This window comes from Phaeobacter italicus, assembly GCF_001258055.1.
Taxonomy (GTDB): Bacteria; Pseudomonadota; Alphaproteobacteria; order Rhodobacterales; family Rhodobacteraceae; genus Phaeobacter; species Phaeobacter italicus.
Window position 1 is genome coordinate 1 of sequence record NZ_CVRM01000032.1, and the last position, 21,097, is coordinate 21,097.

Genomic DNA, 21,097 nt, shown 5'->3' on the forward strand with positions numbered 1-21,097 from the left:
AATTCTCAGTGACAATTTATAGGGCTACCGGGTCAGTTCTCAGTGACAATCAACACTGAAGTTGCCCTTGATGATCAGCTCTGCGCTGACCAGCTTTTCGAGCGCTGTTCGGATCTGCTTTTCGCTCAGATAGGGGAACAACTCACCAAAAGCCGAGATCGAGTTGTAGGTCCAATACCGCCCGTCTCGAAGGTTACGGCGATTGGCTCGGTTCTTCTCGATCCAGAAGGTGATGTTCTGGAAAATCACCGCTGCGTTCAGGCCAACACGTCCCGCGATTTCGGGATCAAAGCTATGGCGGCTCATGATTGGCCCCCGAAATACGCACAAACGTGCGAATTTTGTACAGGTTTTGTACGAGAAATCGGCTGTTTCAGCCGATTACGCCGCGAAAGCCGACGGGACTTTCTGCACGCTTCCGCGCAACGTCCTGTAAATAAGCCATTTTTTTCAGGTAGTTTTGGCGACCCCGGCAGGATTCGAACCTGCAACCTGCCCCTTAGGAGGGGGCTGCTCTATCCAGTTGAGCCACGGGGCCTGACTTGGGCCAGTGGTTTACGCGATAACAAATGACCCGTGGCAAAACAATCCTGACGAATTGGTTTTCGCAGCGTCCGCGCCCCATTGTGCAGGTTGCTCTCTCTGCGCTAACCTGAACACAACAACAATGTGAGGCCATCGACGTGACCACGGACAACAAGCGCCCGCTCACCCTTCGTGATGTATCAGAAGCCACCGGTGTTTCCGAAATGACTGTCAGCCGCGTTTTGCGCAATCGTGGCGATGTCTCGGAAAAGACCCGCCAAAAGGTTCTGACCGCAGCCAAGGAGCTGGGCTATGTCCCCAACAAGATCGCTGGTGCGCTGGCGTCGAACCGGGTGAACCTGGTGGCGGTCATCATTCCATCGCTCTCTAACATGGTGTTTCCCGAGGTTCTGACCGGTATCAACTCGGTTCTGGAAAACACGGATCTGCAGCCCGTTGTCGGTGTTACGGACTATCAGCCGGAGAAGGAGGAGAAAGTCCTCTACGAGATGCTGTCCTGGCGGCCCTCTGGCGTCATCATCGCGGGTCTCGAACATACCGAGGCGGCGCGCGCCATGCTCAATGCCTCTGGCATTCCGGTCGTTGAGATCATGGACACCGATGGCAAGCCGGTAGATGCGATGGTCGGCATTTCACACCGCCGCGCAGGCCGGGAAATGGCCAAGGCGATCCTGAAAGCGGGCTATCGCAACATCGGGTTCATGGGCACCAAAATGCCGCTGGACCACCGCGCCCGCAAACGGTTTGAAGGCTTCACCGAGGCACTCGCCAAGGAAGGCGTGGAGATCATGGACCGCGCTTTCTATTCCGGCGGGTCTGCGCTGGCCAAGGGCCGCGAGATGACGCAGGAGATGCTGGAACGCTCTCCTGAACTGGATTTCCTGTATTATTCCAACGACATGATCGGCGCAGGTGGCATGCTCTACCTGATGGATCAAAAGATCGACATTCCCGGTCAGATCGGCCTTGCCGGCTTTAACGGGGTCGAACTGTTGCAGGGGCTGCCACGGCAGCTGGCCACGATGGATGCCTGTCGTCTGGAAATCGGGCGCAAGGCGGCAGAGATCATTGCCGCACAGCTCGACAATCCGGATGCCGAGATCGAAAAACACGTGACCCTGACGCCCACGATCACCTTTGGTGACACGCTCAAGCGACGCTGATGGCGGTTGCGCGGCTGGACAACCGGGCCGCGCGGCGCCTGTTCATGGATCGGCATGCCCTGCTGGAGCAACCCAGCGGGCCAGCCAAGGGTGATGCGCTTCTGGATCTGATCACCCGGCTTGGGTTTGTTCAACTCGACAGCATCAATACCGTCGCCCGTGCCCATGACATGATCCTGTTTTCGCGCAGGCCCAGCTATCGGCCGGCAGCGCTGAAACGGCTCTATGAGCAGGACCACCAGCATCTGTTTGAGCATTGGACCCACGATGCCGCCGTTCTGCCGATGGAATTCTACCCTCATTGGCACCTGCGGTTTCAGCGCGATGCAGAGGTTCTGCGCAAAAGATACCGCAACTGGCGACGCGACGGGTACGAGGCAAAGTTCCAGCATGTTCTCGACCATATCCGAGAGCACGGCCCGGTCAGCTCTTCGGATGTGGGCAAGGATGAAAGGAAAGGCAGCGGTGGCTGGTGGGACTGGCACCCGTCAAAAACCGCGCTGGAATACCTGTGGCGTTCAGGCGCGCTGGCGGTGGTCGGGCGCAGTGGCTTTCAGAAACGCTACGATCTCAGCGAACGGGTCATCGACACCCGTCACCTCCCCGCTCAAGGCTCCCCCGCGCCGCAGGATACGCTGGACTGGCTGTGCAACGCGGCGCTGGACCGGCTGGGCTTTGCCACCTCGGGAGAGCTGGCTGCCTTCTGGGCGACGGCCTCCCCCGCAGAATGTGCCACGTGGTGCAAACAGGCGCTGGCGGATGGGCAGATCGAACCGGTTGATATCACGCTCGCGGATGGCCGCAGTCGCCGCGTCTTTGCCCGCCCCGGCACTGTTGAACAGGCCGCCGCCCTGCCGCCACCACCCGGGCGGCTGCGCGTCCTCAGCCCATTTGATCCGGCCCTGCGCGATCGCAAGCGCGCAGAGGGGCTGTTTGGCTTCCACTACCGGATCGAGGTTTTCACCCCTGCCGAGAAACGACGCTATGGCTATTACGTTTTTCCGCTGATGGAAGGCGACCGTCTGGTCGGGCGCATCGACATGAAAGCCCACCGTCAGACAGGTGATCTGGCAGGCAGCCTGCATGTCACCGCCCTTTGGCCGGAACGCGGCGTCAAATGGTCCCCGGCACGACAAAATCGGCTGGAGGCCGAACTGGAGCGGGTCCGCCGTTTTGTCGACATGGAACGGGTGACATTTGCAAATGACTGGCAGCGCAATCCACTGTGATTTCGGCTCTAATCCGCGAAAAACTGCACCTTATGCGAGGTCAGGCCGCAGCAAGGGCTCGATGACCGCGCGATAATCTGCGGGCGCTGGCTTGGCGCTAAAGTCGCTTGGCTCGATAAAGACGCAGACAAATTTGCCTTCAAAACACAGCGTGCCGTCCTGCCGTGCCTCTACCCGGAAGGTCACGGATTTCTGCCCCAAGGCCACGGGCCAGACAGAACAGGCCAGACGGTGGCGCGGTGTGACCGGGGACCGGAAATCGATGCTCATATGTACAAAGGGCGTGCCGGTGCCGCGGTCCAGCTCCATCTGATACCAGCCGTCTCCATCCAGCTGATGTTCCCACCAGGCATCAATCGCCTGCAGCGCAAAACCCGGCAAATGACCGGTATAGGCAATGCGCGCCGGGTCACAATCGCCCCAGCCCACGCGGATTTCATGAACAAAATCGGTTGTCTGACTATTGGTCATTCGGGATCTCACGTCTGGCAAGCGGGTTGGAAAAGGGAACGGCCACCCGTCGAACCAGTGGTCAGACAGATGGCCGCATGGGTCTGCAATAGGCCTCAGCGCATCAACATCAGCGGCAATAGCGTGATGATCGGAAAGGCCACCAAAATCACAACCCGGATCAGGTCGGAGGCGACAAAGAACATCACCGCCTTATAGGTATCGACCATGCGAGTGGTGCGATCCATCGCATTGATGACGAACAGGTTCATGCCAACCGGCGGGGTAATCAGGCCGACCTCGACCACGATCAGAACCAGAATGCCGAACCAGATGGCGACATATTCGGTCTCAAGCCGGTTCGCCATGCCCTTGGTCACGCGAATGCCCAGCTCTTTCATCTGCTCGCGGGTCAGTTCGGTGCCGGTGGCAATCGCCTCCTGGATCGAGGCGAGCATTTCAGCCCCCATCCCCTGCGGCACCCCTGCTTTCAACACCTCCATCGCGGCCTCAGCCTGCATCGCGGGCAGGTTCACCAGACCAAAATCCATCGCCGAAATGACAGGATAGAAAATCGGGATTGTCAGCAGGATCATCGACAGGCTGTCCATCAGGCAGCCGAACACCAGATAAAAGGCAAGGATCAGCATCAATACGACCCAGGGGCTCAACCCCTGTGAGACAACGAAATCAGCCAGTTCCTGCGGCACCTTGGTCAGGGCAAGGAACCCGTTGTAGAACCCGGCCCCCAGCACGATGAAAAAGATCATCGCGGTCGAGCGCGCCGTGACCATGAAGCTGTCGGTCAGGGTCTCGCGGTTAAGCCCGCCGTTCAGCCAGGCAATCAGCCCGGTCCCCAACGCGCCAACAGCCGCGCCTTCGGTCGGGGTGAACCAACCAAGGTAGATACCACCAACGACAAGCCCAAAGACCAAGAGAACCGGCCAGACATGGAACAGCGCCGCAAACCGCTCGCCCCAGGGAACTGGCGGGCGGGTGCCGGCGCTTCCGGGAAAGACGCGAACGTAGATGGAAATTGCGATCACATAGCCGATGGCGGCCAGAATACCGGGAATGAAGGCGGCCAGGAACAGCTTGGCAATGTTCTGTTCGGTCAGGATGGCATAGATCACCAACACCACAGAGGGCGGGATCAGAATGCCCAGGGTGCCCCCCGCTGCCAGCGTCGCGGTCGAAAAACCACCAGCATAGCCATAGTTGCGCAGCTCAGGCAGGGCCACGCGCCCCATCGTCGCCGCAGTTGCCAGGGACGAGCCGCAGATCGCACCAAAGCCCGCACAGGCCCCGATGGCGGCCATGGCAACACCGCCCTTCTTGTGGCCAAGGAACCCCTCCGCCGCCTTGAACAGCGCAGTGGACATCCCCCCAAGTGTCGCAAAATGCCCCATCAACAGGAACATCGGCACGATGGTCAGGGAATAGGACGAAAAGGTCGTGTAGGTCTCACTCTTCATCCGGCCAAAGGCCACCTGCGTGCCGTCGGTCACAATGATCAGCCCGACCAGACCAACCAGAAACATCGACAGGCCGATAGGCACCCGCAGGAAAATCAGCATCATCAGGACGGGAAAAGAGGCAATCCCGATTTCAAGCGCAGTCACTGTTCGCCCTCCACGCCGTCCCAGACAAGGATGCGGCCAGTCATGAATTCAATCGTACGTACGGCGGCCATGTAGATGCCCACCAATGCGGCCACGCCGGCCGCGACAAGGCTGGCGGCATAGGCCCACCAGACCGGAAACTCGAGCAGGAAAGACGTCTCGCCGTTTTGGAACTTGCTCAGCGTGCCTGCCCCCAGGCGGACTGCAATCAACACCAGAACAGCGGCAAAAACGATTTCCGTCACCATCCGCAGGAACCGTTTGGCGCCCCTCGGAAAACTGTTGGTGACAATATCCACCGATGCATGGCCGGCGGTGATCTGACACAGCGGCAAAAACGCAAAGATCGCAAAGGCGACACCGGCCTCGACAATCTCGAAATCCCCGTTGATTGGTCCGACACCGATGGCGATCAGCCATTCGGCCAGATCCGGCGCGATGCTCTGCATCAGGGCGCCATGCAGCCCCCCGTTCAAGAGACGCCCGGCAATCGACAGACATGTCAGCAGGATCAGCAGCGACAGCACAACGCCGCCCACCATGGCCATTGTTCTGGCCAGTCCCATCATCAGCTTGTGCATGAAAAGCCTACCCTTTCAGGTGGGGTGGACCCGCAAAAGCAGCAGGTCCACCGGTCGTGCGCTCAGTTAGTTGTGCTGAGCGGTGTATTTGTCGATCAGATACGTGGCCTGCTCAAGCAGCGCGTCACCATCGACGCCTTTTGCTTTCATATCATCGAGCCACTGCTGATAGATCGGCTGTGCCGCTTCACGCCAGATCGCTGTCTGCTCTTCATCCAGCGTGATGACATTGTTGCCCTCATCCAGCGCAAACTCGCGCGATGGACCATCCGCATCGGCCATGGTGCCGCCCGCAAAGACAGAGAATTCCAAACCCGAGTTTTCATCCACGGCCTTTTTCAGGTCGTCCGGCAGGCTCTCATATTTGTCTTTGTTCATCGCCAGAACAAAGGTCAGCGTGTAAAGCGCGCGACCAGTGAACTCGGTGTGGTTTTCAACCAGCTCCGGCACTTTCAGCGCAGCGGTAACTTCCCACGGGATGGTGGTGCCGTCGATCACACCCTTGGACAGCGCTTCCGGGATAGCCGGAACCGGCATGCCCACCGGGGTTGCCCCCAACTCTGTCAGCAGCGCGTTCACCGAACGGCCACCACCGCGGATTTTCATGCCGCGCAGGTCATCAGGTGTTTCAACCGGCTCAGAGGTGTGAATGATGCCGGGGCCGTGCACCCAGGTGCCAAGGATTTTCACATCCTTGAACTCGCCATCTTTCATGTGCTCTTCGAACATTTCCCAATAGGCATGCGACGCCGCGCGCGCATTGGTCATCATGAACGGCAGTTCGAAAACTTCGGTCGAGGGGTAGCGGCCAGGCGTATAGCCCACCACGGTCCAGACGATATCCGCCACACCGTCAATGGCCTGGTCCATCAACTCTGGTGGTTTGCCACCCAGCTGCATGGAAGGATAGCGGTCAATCTTGATGCGGCCATCGGACGAGGCCTCCACCTTGTCCGCCCAGACGTCCAGAATCAGCTTGGGCACATTGGCCTGAGCCGGCAGAAACTGGTGCAGCTTCAGCGTCACCTCCTGCGCCATGGCGGACGTCGCGCCCATCGCCATGAGAGCAACGGCCCCAGCCGCGCCAAGTAGCTTTCTCCGAGTGGTCATGTGTTTCCTCCCTCTGACCCTATGTCTTTTCTCAACTATCGCGCTCAGATGTCTCTGATGCAACAAACCCAACGCGCCCGCCAAAGCATCGCCCACAGCCAAATGCGCCCCCTGACACCTTCAGCTATTAGGTGCACTTGTAACCATCAACAGATGATTATGCATTTCTGCCGCATGATTTTTCAAACATACTTGGCTGAGCTCGCTTTCTGAAACAAAAATACGTTACAGAAATACATTCGCAACAAAAATATGGATACGTAAAAATACGTCCCGCTCACGACGGCGACAATGACAGCCGGACATTGCCCAGCCCCGTGATGCCGCCCTCAATTCGGTCCCCTGCCACCACAGGCCCGACACCAGCGGGCGTTCCGGTCATGATCAGATCCCCGGCCCGCAGATCGTAGAACCCAGACAGGTGGCATAGAATTTCTTCGACCGACCAGACCAGCTCTGCCAGCGTTGCGTCTTGGCGCGGTTCATCATTGACCGTCAGCCAGATTCGCTGATCAGCAACCGGCCCCCACTCTGCAGCCGGCGTCAGCGGCGCAAAGACGCTGCCCGCCTCCAGATCCTTCCCAAGGCTCCAGGGACGCTGTTTCTTGCGCTCGCTGAGCTGCAGATCGCGGCGCGTCATATCCAGCGCGCAGCCATAGCCGAAAATGGCTGCACGGGCCGCGGTTGGCGAAACCTCTGAAAGGGGGCGACCAATCGCAACCACCAGCTCCATCTCGTGATGAAAATTCTCTGTCCCCTTGGGATAAGAGACCTCCGCCCCGCTCAACACCGCGTTGGCTGCGGATTTGGTGAAATAGAACGGCTTTTCGCGATCGACCTCGACCCCCATCTCGGCCGCATGGGCAGCATAGTTGCGCCCCACACAAAAGATTCGGCCAATCGGAAATCCGCTCTCCTGACCCTCAACCGGAATCACGGGAATCGCAGGCAGCTCAAACATTGGCGATACCATCACAGGCTCCTTACCTCTGGAACAAAGCCGACAACCGCCCGCAGGCCGCGCCGCTTCGTGTTAGCGCTCGCCGCACCCTAGCAACCCAGAGAGGCCCCCGCGACCACAGAGCCACGAAAACACAGGATTTTTGCAGGAAAACACTGAGAAACACCCAGCAGCTGCTGCTGCTCTGGTCAACAGATCATCTGGTGGTTTTCAGTGGTAAAGGGAGGAAGTGGTGAGCCGTGCAGGATTCGAACCTGCGACCCACTGATTAAAAGTCAGTTGCTCTACCAACTGAGCTAACGGCCCACTTCTTCATCGGAACATTGTGTCGTTCCTTGCTCGCTCTTTAAGGACATAATCCAGAAGGATCAAGCACTTAATTTGCTTCGGAACGTTGTGTCTGTGTCAGTCACCGTGTCCCGATAGGCGGCGTATCTAGGGGTATGCGCAGGAACGGTCAACCCCTTTTTTCAACTTTCTTGCCACAAGACTGGATTCATCTTCGGCGGGGGTCTATATGCCCGAAATGACCACAGCATCCGACACCCGCCTGCCCTTTATGAAGATGCACGGCCTTGGCAATGATTTCGTTGTCGTGGACGCGCGCGATCAGTCCTGGGACATCACCCCGGCCATGGCCGAGGGAATCGCGCATCGACAGATGGGCATCGGCTTTGATCAGCTGACGGTCATTACCAAAGGCGACGAAGACGCTCATCTGACGTTCTACAACGCGGACGGGTCGACCTCCGGCGCCTGCGGCAATGCCACCCGCTGTATCGCCCGCTATCTGCTGGATGAAAGCGGCAAACCTAAACTGCGCCTGACCACGGATCGCGGCCTCCTTCTGGCGGAAGATGTCGGAAACGGGCTCACATCCGTCAACATGGGTCAGCCCCAGCTTGACTGGCAGGACATCCCGCTGGCCGAGGATGTCGATACGCTCGAACTCCCCATCGAAGGGACCCCGACAGCCACGGGCATGGGCAACCCCCACTGCACCTTCTTTGTGGAGAATGCGGAGGTGATTCCCCTGGCCGAGTTTGGCGCCCGTTACGAACATCATCCGCTTTATCCCGAACGCACCAATGTGCAGGTCGCCCATGTGGTTGGCCCCGATCATCTGCGGATGCGCGTCTGGGAACGCGGTGTCGGCATTACACTTGCCTCCGGCTCCTCCTCCTGTGCCACCGCCGTGGCCGCTGTGCGTCGCGGACTGACCGGGCACAAGGTGCAGATCGATCTGGACGGGGGCACCCTCTGGGTCGACTGGCGTGACGATGGTGTCTGGATGACCGGACCCACCATGCATGTGGCCGATGGCCATTTTACCCGCGAATTCCTTGAAAGCCTCACCAAGTGACCAACACCCCCAAGTTCACAACACTCGGTTGTCGGCTGAACGCCTATGAAACCGAAGCCATGAAGGAGCTGAGCCAGCAGGCTGGGCTTCAGAATGCGGTCGTGGTGAACACCTGCGCCGTCACCGCGGAGGCTGTGCGCAAGGCCCGCCAGGAGATTCGCAAGCTGCGCCGTGAAAACCCGGATGCGCCAATCATCGTCACCGGCTGCGCGGCTCAGACCGAACCGGAAACCTTTGCCGCGATGGAAGAGGTCACACAGGTCATCGGCAACACCGAGAAAATGCAGCCAAAGACCTGGCAGCAGATCGCCAAGGGCCCGGATTTCATTGGCACAACGGAAAAGGTGCAGGTGGATGACATCATGTCGGTCACCGAAACCGCGGGCCATCTGATTGATGGCTTCGGCACCCGCAGCCGCGCCTATGTGCAGGTCCAGAACGGTTGCGATCACCGCTGCACCTTCTGCATCATCCCCTATGGTCGGGGCAATTCCCGGTCTGTCCCCGCAGGCGTGGTGGTCGATCAGATCAAGCGCCTGGTGGACAAGGGGTTCAACGAGGTGGTGCTCACCGGTGTTGATCTCACGTCCTGGGGCGCAGACCTTCCCGCCACGCCAAAGCTGGGCGATCTGGTGATGCGCATCCTGAAACTGGTCCCGGATCTGCCACGCCTGCGGATCTCATCGATTGATTCGATCGAGGTGGATGAGAACCTGATGCAGGCCATCGCCACCGAATCTCGTCTCATGCCGCATCTGCATCTGTCACTGCAGCATGGCGACGACCTGATTCTGAAACGCATGGCCCGCCGCCACCTGCGCGACGATGCCATCCGCTTTACGGAAGAGGCCTCGCGCCTGCGCCCTGATATGACCTATGGGGCCGATATCATTGCAGGGTTCCCCACCGAAACCGACGCGCATTTTGAGAACTCGCTCAAATTGGTGAAGGACTGCAATCTCACCTGGCTGCACGTCTTCCCTTACTCCAAACGCGAAGGCACCCCAGCGGCCCGCATTCCCAATCAGGTCAATGGCACCGTGATCAAGGACCGCGCCGCCCGGCTGCGGGCCGCAGGTGATGCGCAGGTGCAGGCCCATCTCGCCGCCCAGGTCGGGCGGACCCATCACATCCTGATGGAAAACCCCCATATGGGTCGCACGGAACAGTTTTCCGAGGTGACCTTTGCCACACCCCAGATCGAGGGGCAGATCGTCACCGCAACGCCCACTGGCATTCAGGGCGCCCAGCTGACAGTCTAGACCGGGATCCAGCACCACAAAGCAGGACAGGAAAGGGGCCCCAAGCATGGCGCGCATTCTCTTCCTCCACGGCCCGTCCAGCAGCGGCAAATCCACGTTGGCGGCTGCCATACGTGCAAAGTCGGCAACACCCTTCCTGCACCTCTCGATCGACCATCTGCGCGACAGCGGCGCTTGGCGTCCTGACGCCTATGCCGACTGGCCTGCCGCGCGACCTGCTTTCTTTGATGGCTTCCATCGCATGCTCGCAGGCTTTGCCGACGCGGGGTGCGATCTGATTGTGGAGCATATTCTCGACACCGTCGGCTGGCATACCCAGTTGCAGACGCTCTTTGCCCCGCATGACGTGCTTTTTGTCGGCCTTACACCCTCCCTCGCTGCGCTCACGCAGCGCGAGGCAGCACGGGGAAACAGGCCCATCGGCAGCGCCGCACGGGATGCGGCCCATGTTCATGACGGATTGCACTACGACCTGACGTTTGACGGCAGCACCCCGGTCGAGGACATGGCGCAGCTGCTCCTGACCCATCTGGACGGGCCCAGGCCTCGCTCCCGGTTCTTCAGCTGATCCCCCACAGCAACTGCCACCTCCGGCCCGGCGGGTCCCGGCTGTCCACCTGCCCCCACACTTGGTACGGCGTCACCCCCCGGGGGCGTTTTCATCTTTCCGCAAATACTCCGGGGTGAATGCCCGCAAGGGCAGAGGGGCAGCGCCCCTTCTGTCAGCGGCAAAAAGAAACCCCCGCAAAGGTCATTTGCGGGGGTGTCGATCTTGTCGGAAGGAAAACCGACTTAGCTGGTTTTCTTGCCTTTGTGCGGTGCCCACAGACGCTTGTTGGTCAGATAAAGCAGAACCGACAGAACCGTCAGGAACAGAACACCCACGAAACCGGCCTGCTTGCGCGCCATCATCTTGGGTTCAGCCGTCCACATCAGGAAGGCCGACACGTCCTTGGACAGGCTCTCCAGATCGTTCGGTGCGCCGTCGATGAATTCGACCTGCTCATCCGACAGCGGCGGTGCCATAGAGATCCAGCCACCGGGGAAGGCAGTGTTCTCATAGAAGGTGGTGCCAGCTTCTTCCTTGGTTTCGCCAGTGTAGCCCGCCAGCAGCGACGCGATGTATTCTGCGCCACCCATGCCTTTGAACATCTGGTTCAGACCCAGGCCGTAAGGACCGTGGAAGCCCGCGCGGGCCTTTGCCATCAGAGACAGGTCAGGTGCGCCAGCGTTGTTGTTTTCCGGGAAGTGGTCGGTCGGGATCGCAGGGCGATCTTCGTCCAGTTCCGGATCATAAACGCTGAAGTTGTCAGCCGCGTAGGCGCGGACCTGATCTGCAGGCAGATTCGGGCCACCTTCATCAGACAGAGTGCGGATCGGCACCTGCTTCAGACCGTGACATGCTGCGCAGACCTCGGTGTAGATCTGCAGGCCGCGCTGCAGCTGGTTGGTGTCGTAGGTGCCGAACGGACCCTCAAAAGAGAAGTCGTAGTCTTCGACATGGCCTGCCCCGCCTGCCGCAAAAGATGCGGCAGGAACGAGCGCCAGAGCGAAGGCGGCACCGGTTGCAAGTTTTTTCAACATGGTTGCTGTCCTTCTCAATTACTCAGCAGGAGTGGCGTCGCCGCCAGCAGACTTGCCGTAGTGTGCATCGAAATCTGCTTCGATGGTTTCCGGCGTCGCAATCGGCTTCTCGATCACACCCAAGAGCGGCAGGATCACCAGGAAGTAAGCGAACCAGTAGGCCGATGCGATCAGCGAGAAGGAGGCATAGGGCTCTTCCGCAGGCATCGCACCCAGCCACATCAGGGCAAAGAAGTCGATGACCAGCAGCAGGAACCACCACTTGAACTGCGGACGGTAACGGCCAGAACGCACGCGGCTGGTGTCCAGCCAAGGTGCCAGTGCCATCACAGCAATCGCGCCGAACATCGCCAGAACACCAAAGAACTTGGCGTCGATGATGCCACCGGTCACGAAGGACGCGATCTGCACAACCCAGACTTCAGAAGTGAAGGCACGCAGGATCGCGTAGAACGGCAGGAAGTACCATTCCGGAACGATGTGCGCAGGGGTCTGCAGCGGGTTGGCTTCGATATAGTTATCCGGGTGGCCCAGGTAGTTCGGCATGAAACCGACGATGGCCCAGAAGATAACCAGAACAACGGCCAGACCCAGGAAATCCTTGATCACGAAGTACGGCCAGAACGGCAGAGTATCTTTTGCCGCGTCTTCCTTGGAGGTGCGACGCACTTCAACACCGGTCGGGTTGTTGTTGCCAGTGGTGTGGAACGCCCAGATGTGAACGATCACGAGGCCAGCAATCACGAACGGCAGCAGATAGTGCAGCGAGAAGAAGCGGTTCAGGGTCGCGTTGTCCACGGCCGGACCGCCAAGAAGCAGGGTCTGGATCGGCTCACCGATGAACGGAATCGCGCCAAACAGGCCGGTGATAACGGTTGCACCCCAGAAGGACATCTGACCCCAGGGCAGAACGTAACCCATAAAGGCGGTGCCCATCATCATCAGATAGATCAGCATGCCGATGATCCATGTGATCTCGCGCGGGGCCTTGTAGGAGCCGTAGTACAGACCACGGAAGATGTGGATGTAGACCGCGATAAAGAACAGCGAGGCGCCGTTGGCGTGCAGATAGCGGATCATATAGCCGCCATTCACGTTGCGCATGATGTGCTCAACAGAGGCAAAAGCCAGATCCACATGCGGGGTGTAGTGCATCACCAGGATGATACCGGTGACGATTTGCAGGGCCAGACAGAAGGCCAGAACGATACCCCAGATCCACAACCAGTTCAGGTTCTTGGGCGTGGGGATCATGATTGTGTCGTAGATCAGGCCGACGATGGGCAGACGGCTGTGAAGCCACTTCTCGCCACCGGTTTTCGGCTCGTAATGATCGTGCGGAATGCCGGACATGTGTGCCTCCCTTATCCCAGTTGGATGGTCGTTGCGTCAATGAACTCCGCAGTCGGAACCGGGAGGTTCTCGGGCGCGGGGCCTTTGCGGATACGACCAGCGGTGTCGTAGTGCGAACCGTGGCAGGGGCAGAACCAGCCATTGAACTCGCCTGCACCATCACCGAGCGGCACACAGCCGAGGTGGGTACACACACCCATCATGACCAGCCATTCACCGGCGTCATCAAGGGTGCGGTTTTCGTCAGATGCATCCAGACCCGGCTTGTTCGCGTTGCGGTCCAGCTGATCGGGCAGTTCTGCCAGATCGACAGCACGCGCTTCGTCGATTTCTTCTTGGGTACGACGGCGAATGAACACCGGCTTGCCAAGGAACATGACAGAGATCTGGGTCCCGACTTCCACGCCGCTCACGTCCACGATGATCGAGGACAGAGCCTGAACGTCAGCCGAGGGGTTCATCTGGTTGACCAGGGGCCAAATAGCGGCACCCGCAGTCACTGCCCCGGCGCCAGCAGTGGCGTAGTAGAGGAAATCTCTCCGGGTTCCTTCGTTGTCTTCTGCGTGGGACACGAGGTTTTCTCCAATTCCAGCGCCCGTTTAGGGCAAACATGCGCATTCACTGCGCTCAAGACACAGTGACTCATCGCGGGTATCTAACGGGGAGAAGGGCTTTCGTCCAGCGGTCATAGACGCGCAGATGGACGCAGCCTCAAGTAATTGCATGGAACTGTTGCAAACTGGATCACATATTTGCAGCGATCCGGCCCATTTCAAGGGACGCGGGGGGCAAGATCTTTGCCTGCCCCACCATTTCAGGCGCGAATCGTCCTGTCACGTGGCCTGTTGCGGGATGGCGACAGCCACGCCACCCCGATCCGGATGAACAGCTCGCTCAGAGCTCGACACGCACCTCATGCATCCACAGTTTTGGCGGGCGCGACAGCATGAAAACAACAACATCCGCCAGATCATCCGGCTCGGTAAAGATGTGGTTGGGCACGTCTTCGTCTGCCTTGGCGAACATGCCGGTGTTGGTGCCGCTCTGATAAAGCCCCGCAACCCGGACACCGGTTTCGGCCTCATCCACCTTCAGCACATCGGTAAAGCCCCGCACGCCGTATTTGGTGGCAGAATAAACCGACTGCCCCGCCTGCGCCACAACACCCGATTTCGACGCAACATTCAGGATCGCGGCCTCTTCCTGCTGCCGCAGAACCGGTAGCACATGGCGGGTCAGCTGCATCAGAGCGGTCAGATTGGTCTGTACCGTCGCCACCAGCATGTCGGCATCAATGCTGTCCAGCGGACCCGCCTTGTGCCAGATGCCCGCATTGTTGATCAGGATATCCATGCCGCCAAAATCATCCAGCATCGCCGCAGCGGCCTGTTCGATTGCCGCCGCATCGGTCAGATCCGCCGCATAGGCCCGTGCCTCTGCGGCACCGCGCGCCTTGCACTCGGCCACCACCGCATCCAGACGCGCCTGATTGCGCCCCACAATCGCGATGGCGCAGCCCTGATCTGCCAGTTTCAGGCAGATGTGGCGCCCGATACCATCGCTGCCACCGGTCACAATGACCCGCTTTCCTGTCAAATTCATCGCTGTCTCCTTTTCCGCAGACCATGCAGTCGGGCCCGCTGTCTTTCTGTCGCCGCGACACTCTTGATCTTGCGGGCGCAAATTGGCAATGCTCACCCTGTTCTCAGGGCGGGGCGGAATTCCCCACCGGCGGTAAGCGGGCCAGTCCCGCAAGCCCGCGAGCGGCTTCCATGTATTTGGAAGTGTCAGCAGATCTGGTGCAACTCCAGAGCCGACGGTCATAGTCCGGATGGAAGAGAACGTGTGACAGGGCCACGGGTGACGTGTGCCCTTATCACTCGTGATCGCCTTGGGTGACGTGTCAAACCTATAGGAGTTATCGATCATGACACACACCCGTTTCGCGTTTATCAGAGACCGCTGGCATGCGGACATCGTGGATCGCGCGCTGGATGGTTTCCAGGAGCTGATCCCGGCTGAGCAAATCGACGTGTTCGACGTTCCCGGTGCATTTGAAATGCCCTTGCTCGCCAAAGAGCTGGCCAAGACCGGCAAATACTCGGCCATCGCCTGTGCCGCCTTTGTGGTGGACGGCGGGATCTATCGCCACGATTTCGTCGCGCAGGCCGTCGTGGATGGCCTGATGCAAGCCGGGATGGAAACCAACGTGCCGGTCCTGTCCGTGTCCCTGACACCGCACCATTATCAGGAAACCGATCACCACAACGCCATCTACCGCGCGCATTTCGTCGACAAGGGACGTGAAGCCGCAAACGCTGCGCTGATGATCACCAAAACCCGCCAAGAGGCGCTCGGCGTTTAGGCCCCTTCCGGGGCGAAGGCCTATCCCAGATAGGCCTTCAACGCAGGCGGCGGATTGTCCAGCAAATCAGCCGTCGGCATAGGCGGATGCGCAGTGCCATCCGCCACCAAGACCACCTGATCCGCAATCCGACGCGCATCTGCGGGATCATGGCTGACCATCAGGACAGTGGCCCCGGTTTCCTCTGCCAGCTCTGCCACAAGATCCAGCATCTCGACCTTGAGAGCAGGCCCCAGCGCCGCGAAAGGCTCGTCCAGCAGCAGCAGATCGCGCCCCTGCACCAGCACTCGCCCCAGCGCCACGCGGCTTTGCTGACCCCCGGACAGGGCGGCCGGCTTGCGCTCTTCCATACCCCGAAGGCCGACCCGGGCGATTGCCGCGCGCACCCTGTCCTGTTCCTCGCGGCTCAGCCTGAGGTTCGGGCGGATCCCCAGCCCCACGTTCTGCGCCACGCTCAGATGTGGGAACAGGTTGCCATCCTGAAACAGCATCGCAATCGGGCGCTGCCCCGGTGCCACGTTCGTCAGCTCCTGCGCTTTCCAGCTGAGCTTGCCTTCGGAGATCGGAACAAACCCGGCAATCGCTTCGATCAGTGTGGTTTTCCCGGCACCGGACGGGCCGATCACCGCGATCCGGCGACCTGCGTCGATCTCCAGATCAGCAGCAAGGCGAAAGCTGCCATTTTCCAACAGACAGCGATCAAGTTTCAGCATGTCGGCGACCTCCCCGGTCGAGAATGTAGAACGCCCCCATCGACAGGCACAAAAGCAACAGCGCCCCACCCGATGCTGCCTCCATCCGGTAGGCCCCCATCAGGCGATAGACCTGCAGGGGCAGCGTCGCGGTTTCGCTGTCCGCAAAAAGCGCGATAACCCCGAGATCCCCCATCGACAACGCAGCCGCCAACCCGGCGGCAAACCCGATCTGAGGCCGCATCCGTGGCAGCAGAACCCGACGGATAAAATCCCACCCCCGCACATCCAGCGAGAGCGACAGGCGCCCGTATCGTGACAGGATTTCGCGGGTGCGCGGCACCAATATGCGCAGCGCGAAGGGCAACGACATCAGCGCGTTGACAAGGGCCGTGACCGGCAGCGCCAGCGCAAAGGGGTCTGCAATGGGATAGATCACAACAAACAGGCCAGTACCGATCACCAGCGGTGACACCGCCAACCCAAGGAGGCCGGCCATCTCGACCAGCGCACCACCTCCGCGGGCAGAGCCCAGCGCCACGGCCACCGCCATCGGCAGCGCCATCATCACCAGCACCCCGGTGCTGACTGCTGAAATCACGACAGAGTTTGCAGCCGCTGACCAGATTGCCGCCGCTGACCGCCCCCCCATCGCCGCCAGCCCCGGCACGCCGGCCAAGACAATCGCGCTTAGCGGCAGGATCAGGAACAAGGCTGCGGCACAGATCCAAAGGCTGTCCCAAAGACGCGCCGCAGGGGTTTGCCCATCCCAGCGCCGCAACGAACGGTCCAATCCGGTGCCAAAGCCTTCGCCGGTTGCGACCCGCAGCGCGACAATGGCCGCCGCCCCCGTCAGCACCAGCTGCACCCCCGACAAAAGCGCCGCGCGCCCCAGATCGAAATCAAATCGAAACGCCTGATAGATTGCCAGTTCAATAGTGGTGGCACGGGGTCCGCCCCCCAGTGTCAGCGCCACCGCAAAGCTCGACAGGCAGATGGCAAAGACAACCGCCAGCGCGCCGGGCACCACCTGCCGCAGCATCGGCGCTTCCAGCAGGCGCCACATGGCGCGCGGATCCGCATTGATCTGCGCCGCCAGACGAAACCGTTCTGCTGGGATCTCCTGCCAGCCCTGCAAAATCAGACGGGTGGCCAGCGGCAAGTTGAAAAACACATGCGCCAGCACGACCCCGTGCAGGCCATAGATCTGGATCGGTTCAAAACCGAATACCGCCAACGCATCGCTCAGCCAGCCAGAGCGGCCAAAAACTGCGAGAATACCAAGGATCGCCACGATCACCGGCAGGATGAAGGGTGCACCCATCAAGGCAATCAGAAAACGCCGGCCCGGAAATCGCCGTCGCGCAAGGGCCCGGGCAACCGGGACGGCCAGCGCAACGCTCACACCGGCAGAGAGGATCGCCTGCACAACCGTAAAGCGGATTGCAGCCCAGTCGGCAGGGCCGATGCCCCGCCCCACCTCGGCGCGCCAGACCACAGCGGCCAGCGCCCCAAGGATAAGCGCCGCCACACATGCGGCGACGCCCAAACCCCAGCGGGATCTTAGCGGCTGAGCGCGCTCAGCCATTCTTCCAGCGCCATATCACGCAGATCTGCTGCGTCATTCTCGGTCAGCAGCAGCGATTTCTCTGGCGAGATGAGGGTTTCAAACCCTTCGGGCAGCCCCTCTGCCGGGGTCACGGCCGGGTACATCCAGTTGGTGGTCGGAATGATCGACTGGAACGCATCCGACACCATGAAGGCCAGGAACTGATCTGCCAGTTCCGGCTGATCGGTTGCCGCCAGCTTGCCGGCCACTTCCACCTGCATGTAGTGCCCTTCGTCAAAGGCAGCAGCTGCCTTGCTGGCGTCTTCCTCTGCGATCAGGTGATATGCGGGAGAGGTGGTGTAAGAGAGCACCATATCCGCCTCACCTTCCAGGAACAGACCATAGGCCTCGGACCAGCCCTTGGTGACGGTCAGCACGTTATCGGCCAGACCTTCCCAGATTTCCGGCGCCTTGTCGCCATAGGCTGCCTTGACCCACATCAGCAGGCCCAGACCGGGGGTCGAGGAACGGGGATCCTGAATCACGATTTTCAGATCGCTCGCCGCCAGTTCGCCAAAGTTCTTGGGCGCGGTGGCGTCTGCGTTGTGCACAAAGGCAAAGTAGCCCCAGTCATACGGAGCAAAAGTGGTGTCTTCCCACGCGAAAGGCAGTGCGTAATCGGCGCTGACGGCATGGTCAGCAAACAGGCCGGTGGCTTTGGCCGCAGAAGTGAGGTTGGTATCCAGCCCCAGCACCACATCCGCGTCAGAACGCGCACCTTCCAGTTTGATCCTCGCCAGCAGGGCTGCGCCGTCACCGGCCCCGACCAGTTTCAGGTCACAGCCGCATTCCGCTTCAAAGGCCTTTTCAACCGCAGGGCCCGGGCCCCAGTCGGAGACAAAGCTGTCATATGTGTAGACGATCAGTTCGGGCGTATCGGCAAATGCCGCTGTTGCGCCCAGCATGCCTGCTGCAAAAGCAAGATGTTTCATGGCATCCTCCAATGCGGCGACGGGCAAGGGTGGAATGCTGTCCAAAACCTTCCCTCCGCCGGTTCTAGCCGGTTCAGGTTCTACGGGTTTGATCTCAGCGTCTGCGACGCACCCCGAGGTGACGCGGACCCTAGGCAGAGGTGCACCAAAACACAAGCATCCCCGACAACTGGTCCGTGACTTCGGCCTGCCCGGCAACACGACAGCGCGGAAATACGGCAGATTTCGGCCAAAAGATCAGTCAGCACCTCTGACCAAATGTTTCGCGTGCGAAACATTGGGGGAGTCTGCCTGTCCTTTCTGCGGGGTTAATATCTGCGGCGAGAGGTGGGGCCCTGTCACAGGAAACCCCTTGAGACAGCGGCCTGCGACCGCTAAGCACTCCCGCAGCATCAGGGTCGCGTGATCAGGCCCGACAAAGGAGAGCGCATCCATGTCGATGAACAGTTTTGGCCATTTGTTCCGCGTCACCACCTGGGGCGAAAGCCACGGACCCGCGCTTGGCGCAACCGTCGACGGCTGCCCGCCGAATGTGCCGATCGAGCCCGAGATGCTGCAGCACTGGCTGGACAAACGTCGCCCCGGTCAGAACAAGAACATGACCCAGCGCAACGAACCTGATGCGGTGAAAATCCTCTCTGGCGTGTTCGAGGGCAAATCCACCGGCACCCCCATTCAGCTGATGATCGAAAACACCGATCAGCGCTCCAAGGATTATGGCGACATCGCCCAGACTTTCCGTCCGGGGCATGCCGACATCACCTATTTCCAGAAATACGGCAACCGCGATTACCGCGGCGGTGGTCGCTCCTCTGCCCGCGAGACCGCGGCGCGCGTCGCTGCGGGGGGCGTTGCCCGCGAAGCGATCAAGACGTTGGTTCCTGGCCTGGAGATCAAGGGCTACATGACCCGCATGGGGGAGATGGAAATCGACCGCAGCCGGTTCGACTGGGACGCGATTGATCAGAATGATTTCTGGATTCCTGATGCTGCCGCTGTTCAGGACTGGGAAGACTACCTGCAAACACTGCGCAAAGCGCATGATTCCGTGGGCGCCGTGATCGAGGTCGTCGCCCGTGGCGTGCCCGCAGGCATCGGCGCGCCCATCTATGGCAAGCTGGACACCGACCTTGCCGCCGCGATGATGTCGATCAACGCCGTCAAGGGCGTCGAGATTGGTGAAGGCATGAATGCGGCAGTCCTGAAGGGGTCGGAAAACGCTGACGAGATCTTCCTCGGCAATGACGGCGCTCCGGTTTACTCGTCCAACCATGCAGGTGGTATCCTCGGCGGGATTTCCACCGGTCAGGATGTTGTGGTGCGATTTGCTGTCAAACCGACTTCTTCGATCCTGACCCCGCGCCAGTCGATCCGCAAAGACGGCAGCCCAGCTGAAGTCATTACAAAAGGTCGCCATGACCCCTGTGTCGGCATTCGCGCCGTGCCCGTCGCTGAGGCGATGATGGCCTGTGTGATCCTGGACCACCTGCTGCTGCATCGCGGGCAGATTGGGGAAAATCAGGGTCAGATCGGCGGCTGATAAAATCCTCGAAAAAGGACGACCCTGCCCTTGAAGCTCTAGTGACTAGAGCAATTACCTTGGTCTCGAATCGAAAAGAGGACAGGTAAAATGGCAGGTTGCTGCAATCACAACGCGCGCTTTGACGGCGTTTCGGCAGATTACAAACGCAGGCTCTGGCTGGTCATTGCGATCAACGCCGCGATGTTTGCAGTCGAAATGGGGGCTGGGCAGATGTCCGGCAGTCAGGCGCTGAAGGCCGACGCGCTGGACTTTCTGGGCGATGCGCTCACCTACGGTATTTCCCTCGCCGTGATCGGCGCGACCCTGCGCACCCGTGCGCTGGCAGCGCTCGGCAAGGGGGTCAGCCTGCTGTTGATGGGAATCTGGGTTTTCGGCTCTACCGTCTATCAGGTATTCTACGTCGGCGTCCCGCAGGCAGAGATCATGGGGGTTATCGGTTTCATGGCGCTGGCGGCGAATCTGATCTCGGTCATGCTGCTGGCCCGCTACAAGGACGGCGACGCCAATGTGCGCTCTGTCTGGCTGTGTTCGCGCAATGATGCCATTGGCAATGTCGCGGTAATGATCGCCGCGCTGGGGGTCTGGGGCACGGCCACTGGCTGGCCGGACCTTGTGGTTGCGGGGATCATGGCAGGTCTGTTCCTGAACTCTGCCTTTCAGATCCTCACGCAAGCTGTGCGGGAGTGGCGCGAGGAAGAGGCGCACGCCCACGCGCACTAACCCGCCTGCAGC

At 60.1% G+C, this 21,097-nt stretch carries 21 protein-coding genes, 2 tRNA genes and 2 riboswitches; of the genes, 8 read left to right on the forward strand and 15 right to left on the reverse strand.

Going from position 1 to position 21,097, the window contains the following annotated elements; translation table 11 throughout:
• Positions 1-39 precede the first annotated feature (39 nt).
• Complete coding sequence (locus NIT7645_RS13530; RefSeq protein WP_050687282.1) at positions 40-306, reverse strand: hypothetical protein; 267 nt, start codon at positions 304-306, stop codon at positions 40-42.
• A gap of 155 nt (positions 307-461) precedes the next feature.
• Positions 462-538, reverse strand: a tRNA-Arg gene (locus NIT7645_RS13535).
• A gap of 145 nt (positions 539-683) precedes the next feature.
• On the opposite strand from NIT7645_RS13535, the gene NIT7645_RS13540 reads away from it, so the two are divergent.
• Together NIT7645_RS13540 and NIT7645_RS13545 are read left to right on the forward strand one after the other, a co-directional pair.
• Positions 684-1,709: a LacI family DNA-binding transcriptional regulator gene (locus NIT7645_RS13540; protein ID WP_008561355.1), complete on the forward strand. Its 1,026-nt coding sequence runs from the start codon at positions 684-686 to the stop codon at positions 1,707-1,709.
• Entirely contained in the window at positions 1,709-2,938 is a 1,230-nt protein-coding gene (locus NIT7645_RS13545; RefSeq protein WP_008560815.1) for a winged helix-turn-helix domain-containing protein, read from the forward strand. The genes NIT7645_RS13540 and NIT7645_RS13545 overlap by 1 nt, the downstream gene beginning before the upstream one ends.
• Positions 2,939-2,968: 30 nt before the next feature.
• On the opposite strand, the gene NIT7645_RS13550 is transcribed toward NIT7645_RS13545, so the two are convergent.
• From NIT7645_RS13550 to NIT7645_RS13575, 6 genes are all read right to left on the reverse strand, one after another.
• Complete coding sequence (locus NIT7645_RS13550) at positions 2,969-3,409, reverse strand: acyl-CoA thioesterase (RefSeq protein ID WP_008561486.1); 441 nt, start codon at positions 3,407-3,409, stop codon at positions 2,969-2,971.
• A gap of 95 nt (positions 3,410-3,504) precedes the next feature.
• Positions 3,505-5,010: a TRAP transporter large permease gene (locus tag NIT7645_RS13555; protein ID WP_008559965.1), complete on the reverse strand. Its 1,506-nt coding sequence runs from the start codon at positions 5,008-5,010 to the stop codon at positions 3,505-3,507.
• Positions 5,007-5,591 (reverse strand): TRAP transporter small permease, encoded by a 585-nt coding sequence (locus tag NIT7645_RS13560; protein WP_037302606.1) that lies wholly within the window; start codon positions 5,589-5,591, stop codon positions 5,007-5,009. Before NIT7645_RS13560 ends, NIT7645_RS13555 begins: the two co-directional genes overlap by 4 nt.
• A 66-nt stretch (positions 5,592-5,657) precedes the next feature.
• Positions 5,658-6,701, reverse strand: a complete 1,044-nt coding sequence (locus tag NIT7645_RS13565; protein WP_037302607.1) for a TRAP transporter substrate-binding protein — start codon at positions 6,699-6,701, stop codon at positions 5,658-5,660.
• A 277-nt stretch (positions 6,702-6,978) separates the two neighbouring features.
• Positions 6,979-7,674, reverse strand: a complete 696-nt coding sequence (locus tag NIT7645_RS13570) for a fumarylacetoacetate hydrolase family protein (RefSeq protein ID WP_008563110.1) — start codon at positions 7,672-7,674, stop codon at positions 6,979-6,981.
• A 218-nt stretch (positions 7,675-7,892) separates the two neighbouring features.
• Positions 7,893-7,968: transfer RNA gene (locus NIT7645_RS13575), tRNA-Lys, on the reverse strand.
• A gap of 211 nt (positions 7,969-8,179) precedes the next feature.
• Between NIT7645_RS13575 and dapF the strand changes: the two genes are divergently transcribed.
• From dapF to NIT7645_RS13590, 3 genes are read left to right on the forward strand one after another with little or no spacing between them, the layout of a single operon-like run.
• Complete coding sequence (dapF, locus tag NIT7645_RS13580) at positions 8,180-9,025, forward strand: diaminopimelate epimerase (protein WP_050687284.1); 846 nt, start codon at positions 8,180-8,182, stop codon at positions 9,023-9,025.
• Positions 9,022-10,287: a tRNA (N(6)-L-threonylcarbamoyladenosine(37)-C(2))-methylthiotransferase MtaB gene (gene mtaB / locus NIT7645_RS13585; RefSeq protein ID WP_050687285.1), complete on the forward strand. Its 1,266-nt coding sequence runs from the start codon at positions 9,022-9,024 to the stop codon at positions 10,285-10,287. The genes dapF and mtaB overlap by 4 nt, the downstream gene beginning before the upstream one ends.
• Positions 10,288-10,333: 46 nt before the next feature.
• Entirely contained in the window at positions 10,334-10,855 is a 522-nt protein-coding gene (locus tag NIT7645_RS13590; RefSeq protein ID WP_050687287.1) for a chloramphenicol phosphotransferase CPT family protein, read from the forward strand.
• A 224-nt stretch (positions 10,856-11,079) separates the two neighbouring features.
• Here NIT7645_RS13590 and NIT7645_RS13595 read toward each other — a convergent pair whose 3' ends face one another.
• The 4 genes from NIT7645_RS13595 to NIT7645_RS13610 form a co-directional block, all read right to left on the reverse strand.
• Positions 11,080-11,871, reverse strand: coding sequence for a cytochrome c1 (locus NIT7645_RS13595; protein WP_008563132.1), 792 nt, complete (start codon positions 11,869-11,871; stop codon positions 11,080-11,082).
• 18 nt (positions 11,872-11,889) lie between these two features.
• Entirely contained in the window at positions 11,890-13,224 is a 1,335-nt protein-coding gene (gene petB / locus NIT7645_RS13600) for a cytochrome b (protein ID WP_008562385.1), read from the reverse strand.
• 11 nt (positions 13,225-13,235) lie between these two features.
• Positions 13,236-13,796: a ubiquinol-cytochrome c reductase iron-sulfur subunit gene (gene petA / locus NIT7645_RS13605; protein ID WP_008561240.1), complete on the reverse strand. Its 561-nt coding sequence runs from the start codon at positions 13,794-13,796 to the stop codon at positions 13,236-13,238.
• Positions 13,797-14,118: 322 nt separating this feature from the next.
• Positions 14,119-14,826, reverse strand: coding sequence for an SDR family NAD(P)-dependent oxidoreductase (locus tag NIT7645_RS13610; protein WP_008558943.1), 708 nt, complete (start codon positions 14,824-14,826; stop codon positions 14,119-14,121).
• Positions 14,827-14,921: 95 nt separating this feature from the next.
• A riboswitch (FMN riboswitch) is annotated at positions 14,922-15,071 on the forward strand.
• Between the two features lie 80 nt (positions 15,072-15,151).
• On the opposite strand from NIT7645_RS13610, the gene NIT7645_RS13615 reads away from it, so the two are divergent.
• On the forward strand, positions 15,152-15,589 hold the full coding sequence (locus NIT7645_RS13615) for a 6,7-dimethyl-8-ribityllumazine synthase (protein ID WP_050687289.1): 438 nt from the start codon (positions 15,152-15,154) through the stop codon (positions 15,587-15,589).
• A gap of 20 nt (positions 15,590-15,609) precedes the next feature.
• On the opposite strand, the gene NIT7645_RS13620 is transcribed toward NIT7645_RS13615, so the two are convergent.
• From NIT7645_RS13620 to thiB, 3 genes are read right to left on the reverse strand one after another with little or no spacing between them, the layout of a single operon-like run.
• Complete coding sequence (locus NIT7645_RS13620) at positions 15,610-16,302, reverse strand: thiamine ABC transporter ATP-binding protein (protein ID WP_008561795.1); 693 nt, start codon at positions 16,300-16,302, stop codon at positions 15,610-15,612.
• Positions 16,289-17,869, reverse strand: coding sequence for a thiamine/thiamine pyrophosphate ABC transporter permease ThiP (locus NIT7645_RS13625; protein WP_037302609.1), 1,581 nt, complete (start codon positions 17,867-17,869; stop codon positions 16,289-16,291). The genes NIT7645_RS13620 and NIT7645_RS13625 overlap by 14 nt, the downstream gene beginning before the upstream one ends.
• On the reverse strand, positions 17,845-18,822 hold the full coding sequence (gene thiB, locus NIT7645_RS13630; RefSeq protein ID WP_037303011.1) for a thiamine ABC transporter substrate binding subunit: 978 nt from the start codon (positions 18,820-18,822) through the stop codon (positions 17,845-17,847). Before thiB ends, NIT7645_RS13625 begins: the two co-directional genes overlap by 25 nt.
• Positions 18,823-18,855: 33 nt before the next feature.
• A riboswitch (TPP riboswitch) is annotated at positions 18,856-18,948 on the reverse strand.
• Between the two features lie 307 nt (positions 18,949-19,255).
• On the opposite strand from thiB, the gene aroC reads away from it, so the two are divergent.
• Positions 19,256-20,362 carry a chorismate synthase gene (aroC, locus tag NIT7645_RS13635; protein WP_008562464.1) on the forward strand — a complete coding sequence of 369 codons (1,107 nt, stop codon included), beginning with the start codon at positions 19,256-19,258 and terminating at the stop codon, positions 20,360-20,362.
• Between the two features lie 90 nt (positions 20,363-20,452).
• Entirely contained in the window at positions 20,453-21,085 is a 633-nt protein-coding gene (locus NIT7645_RS13640) for a cation efflux transmembrane domain-containing protein (RefSeq protein WP_008558996.1), read from the forward strand.
• The last annotated feature ends 12 nt before the right edge of the window (positions 21,086-21,097 follow it).

Excerpts from the sequence above, each read along its gene's own strand:
- NIT7645_RS13565 (WP_037302607.1), bottom strand. The coding sequence starts at position 6,701 with ATGACCACTCGGAGAAAGCTACTTGGCGCGGCTGGGGCCGTTGCTCTC.
- thiB (WP_037303011.1), bottom strand. The coding sequence starts at position 18,822 with ATGAAACATCTTGCTTTTGCAGCAGGCATGCTGGGCGCAACAGCGGCA.
- NIT7645_RS13625 (WP_037302609.1), bottom strand. The coding sequence starts at position 17,869 with ATGGCTGAGCGCGCTCAGCCGCTAAGATCCCGCTGGGGTTTGGGCGTC.
- NIT7645_RS13615 (WP_050687289.1), top strand. The coding sequence starts at position 15,152 with ATGACACACACCCGTTTCGCGTTTATCAGAGACCGCTGGCATGCGGAC.
- NIT7645_RS13545 (WP_008560815.1), top strand. The coding sequence starts at position 1,709 with ATGGCGGTTGCGCGGCTGGACAACCGGGCCGCGCGGCGCCTGTTCATG.
- NIT7645_RS13590 (WP_050687287.1), top strand. The coding sequence starts at position 10,334 with ATGGCGCGCATTCTCTTCCTCCACGGCCCGTCCAGCAGCGGCAAATCC.
- NIT7645_RS13595 (WP_008563132.1), bottom strand. The coding sequence starts at position 11,871 with ATGTTGAAAAAACTTGCAACCGGTGCCGCCTTCGCTCTGGCGCTCGTT.
- NIT7645_RS13530 (WP_050687282.1), bottom strand. The coding sequence starts at position 306 with ATGAGCCGCCATAGCTTTGATCCCGAAATCGCGGGACGTGTTGGCCTG.
- aroC (WP_008562464.1), top strand. The coding sequence starts at position 19,256 with ATGTCGATGAACAGTTTTGGCCATTTGTTCCGCGTCACCACCTGGGGC.
- NIT7645_RS13610 (WP_008558943.1), bottom strand. The coding sequence starts at position 14,826 with ATGAATTTGACAGGAAAGCGGGTCATTGTGACCGGTGGCAGCGATGGT.
- dapF (WP_050687284.1), top strand. The coding sequence starts at position 8,180 with ATGCCCGAAATGACCACAGCATCCGACACCCGCCTGCCCTTTATGAAG.
- NIT7645_RS13550 (WP_008561486.1), bottom strand. The coding sequence starts at position 3,409 with ATGACCAATAGTCAGACAACCGATTTTGTTCATGAAATCCGCGTGGGC.
- NIT7645_RS13570 (WP_008563110.1), bottom strand. The coding sequence starts at position 7,674 with ATGGTATCGCCAATGTTTGAGCTGCCTGCGATTCCCGTGATTCCGGTT.
- petB (WP_008562385.1), bottom strand. The coding sequence starts at position 13,224 with ATGTCCGGCATTCCGCACGATCATTACGAGCCGAAAACCGGTGGCGAG.
- NIT7645_RS13560 (WP_037302606.1), bottom strand. The coding sequence starts at position 5,591 with ATGCACAAGCTGATGATGGGACTGGCCAGAACAATGGCCATGGTGGGC.
- NIT7645_RS13620 (WP_008561795.1), bottom strand. The coding sequence starts at position 16,302 with ATGCTGAAACTTGATCGCTGTCTGTTGGAAAATGGCAGCTTTCGCCTT.
- NIT7645_RS13640 (WP_008558996.1), top strand. The coding sequence starts at position 20,453 with ATGGCAGGTTGCTGCAATCACAACGCGCGCTTTGACGGCGTTTCGGCA.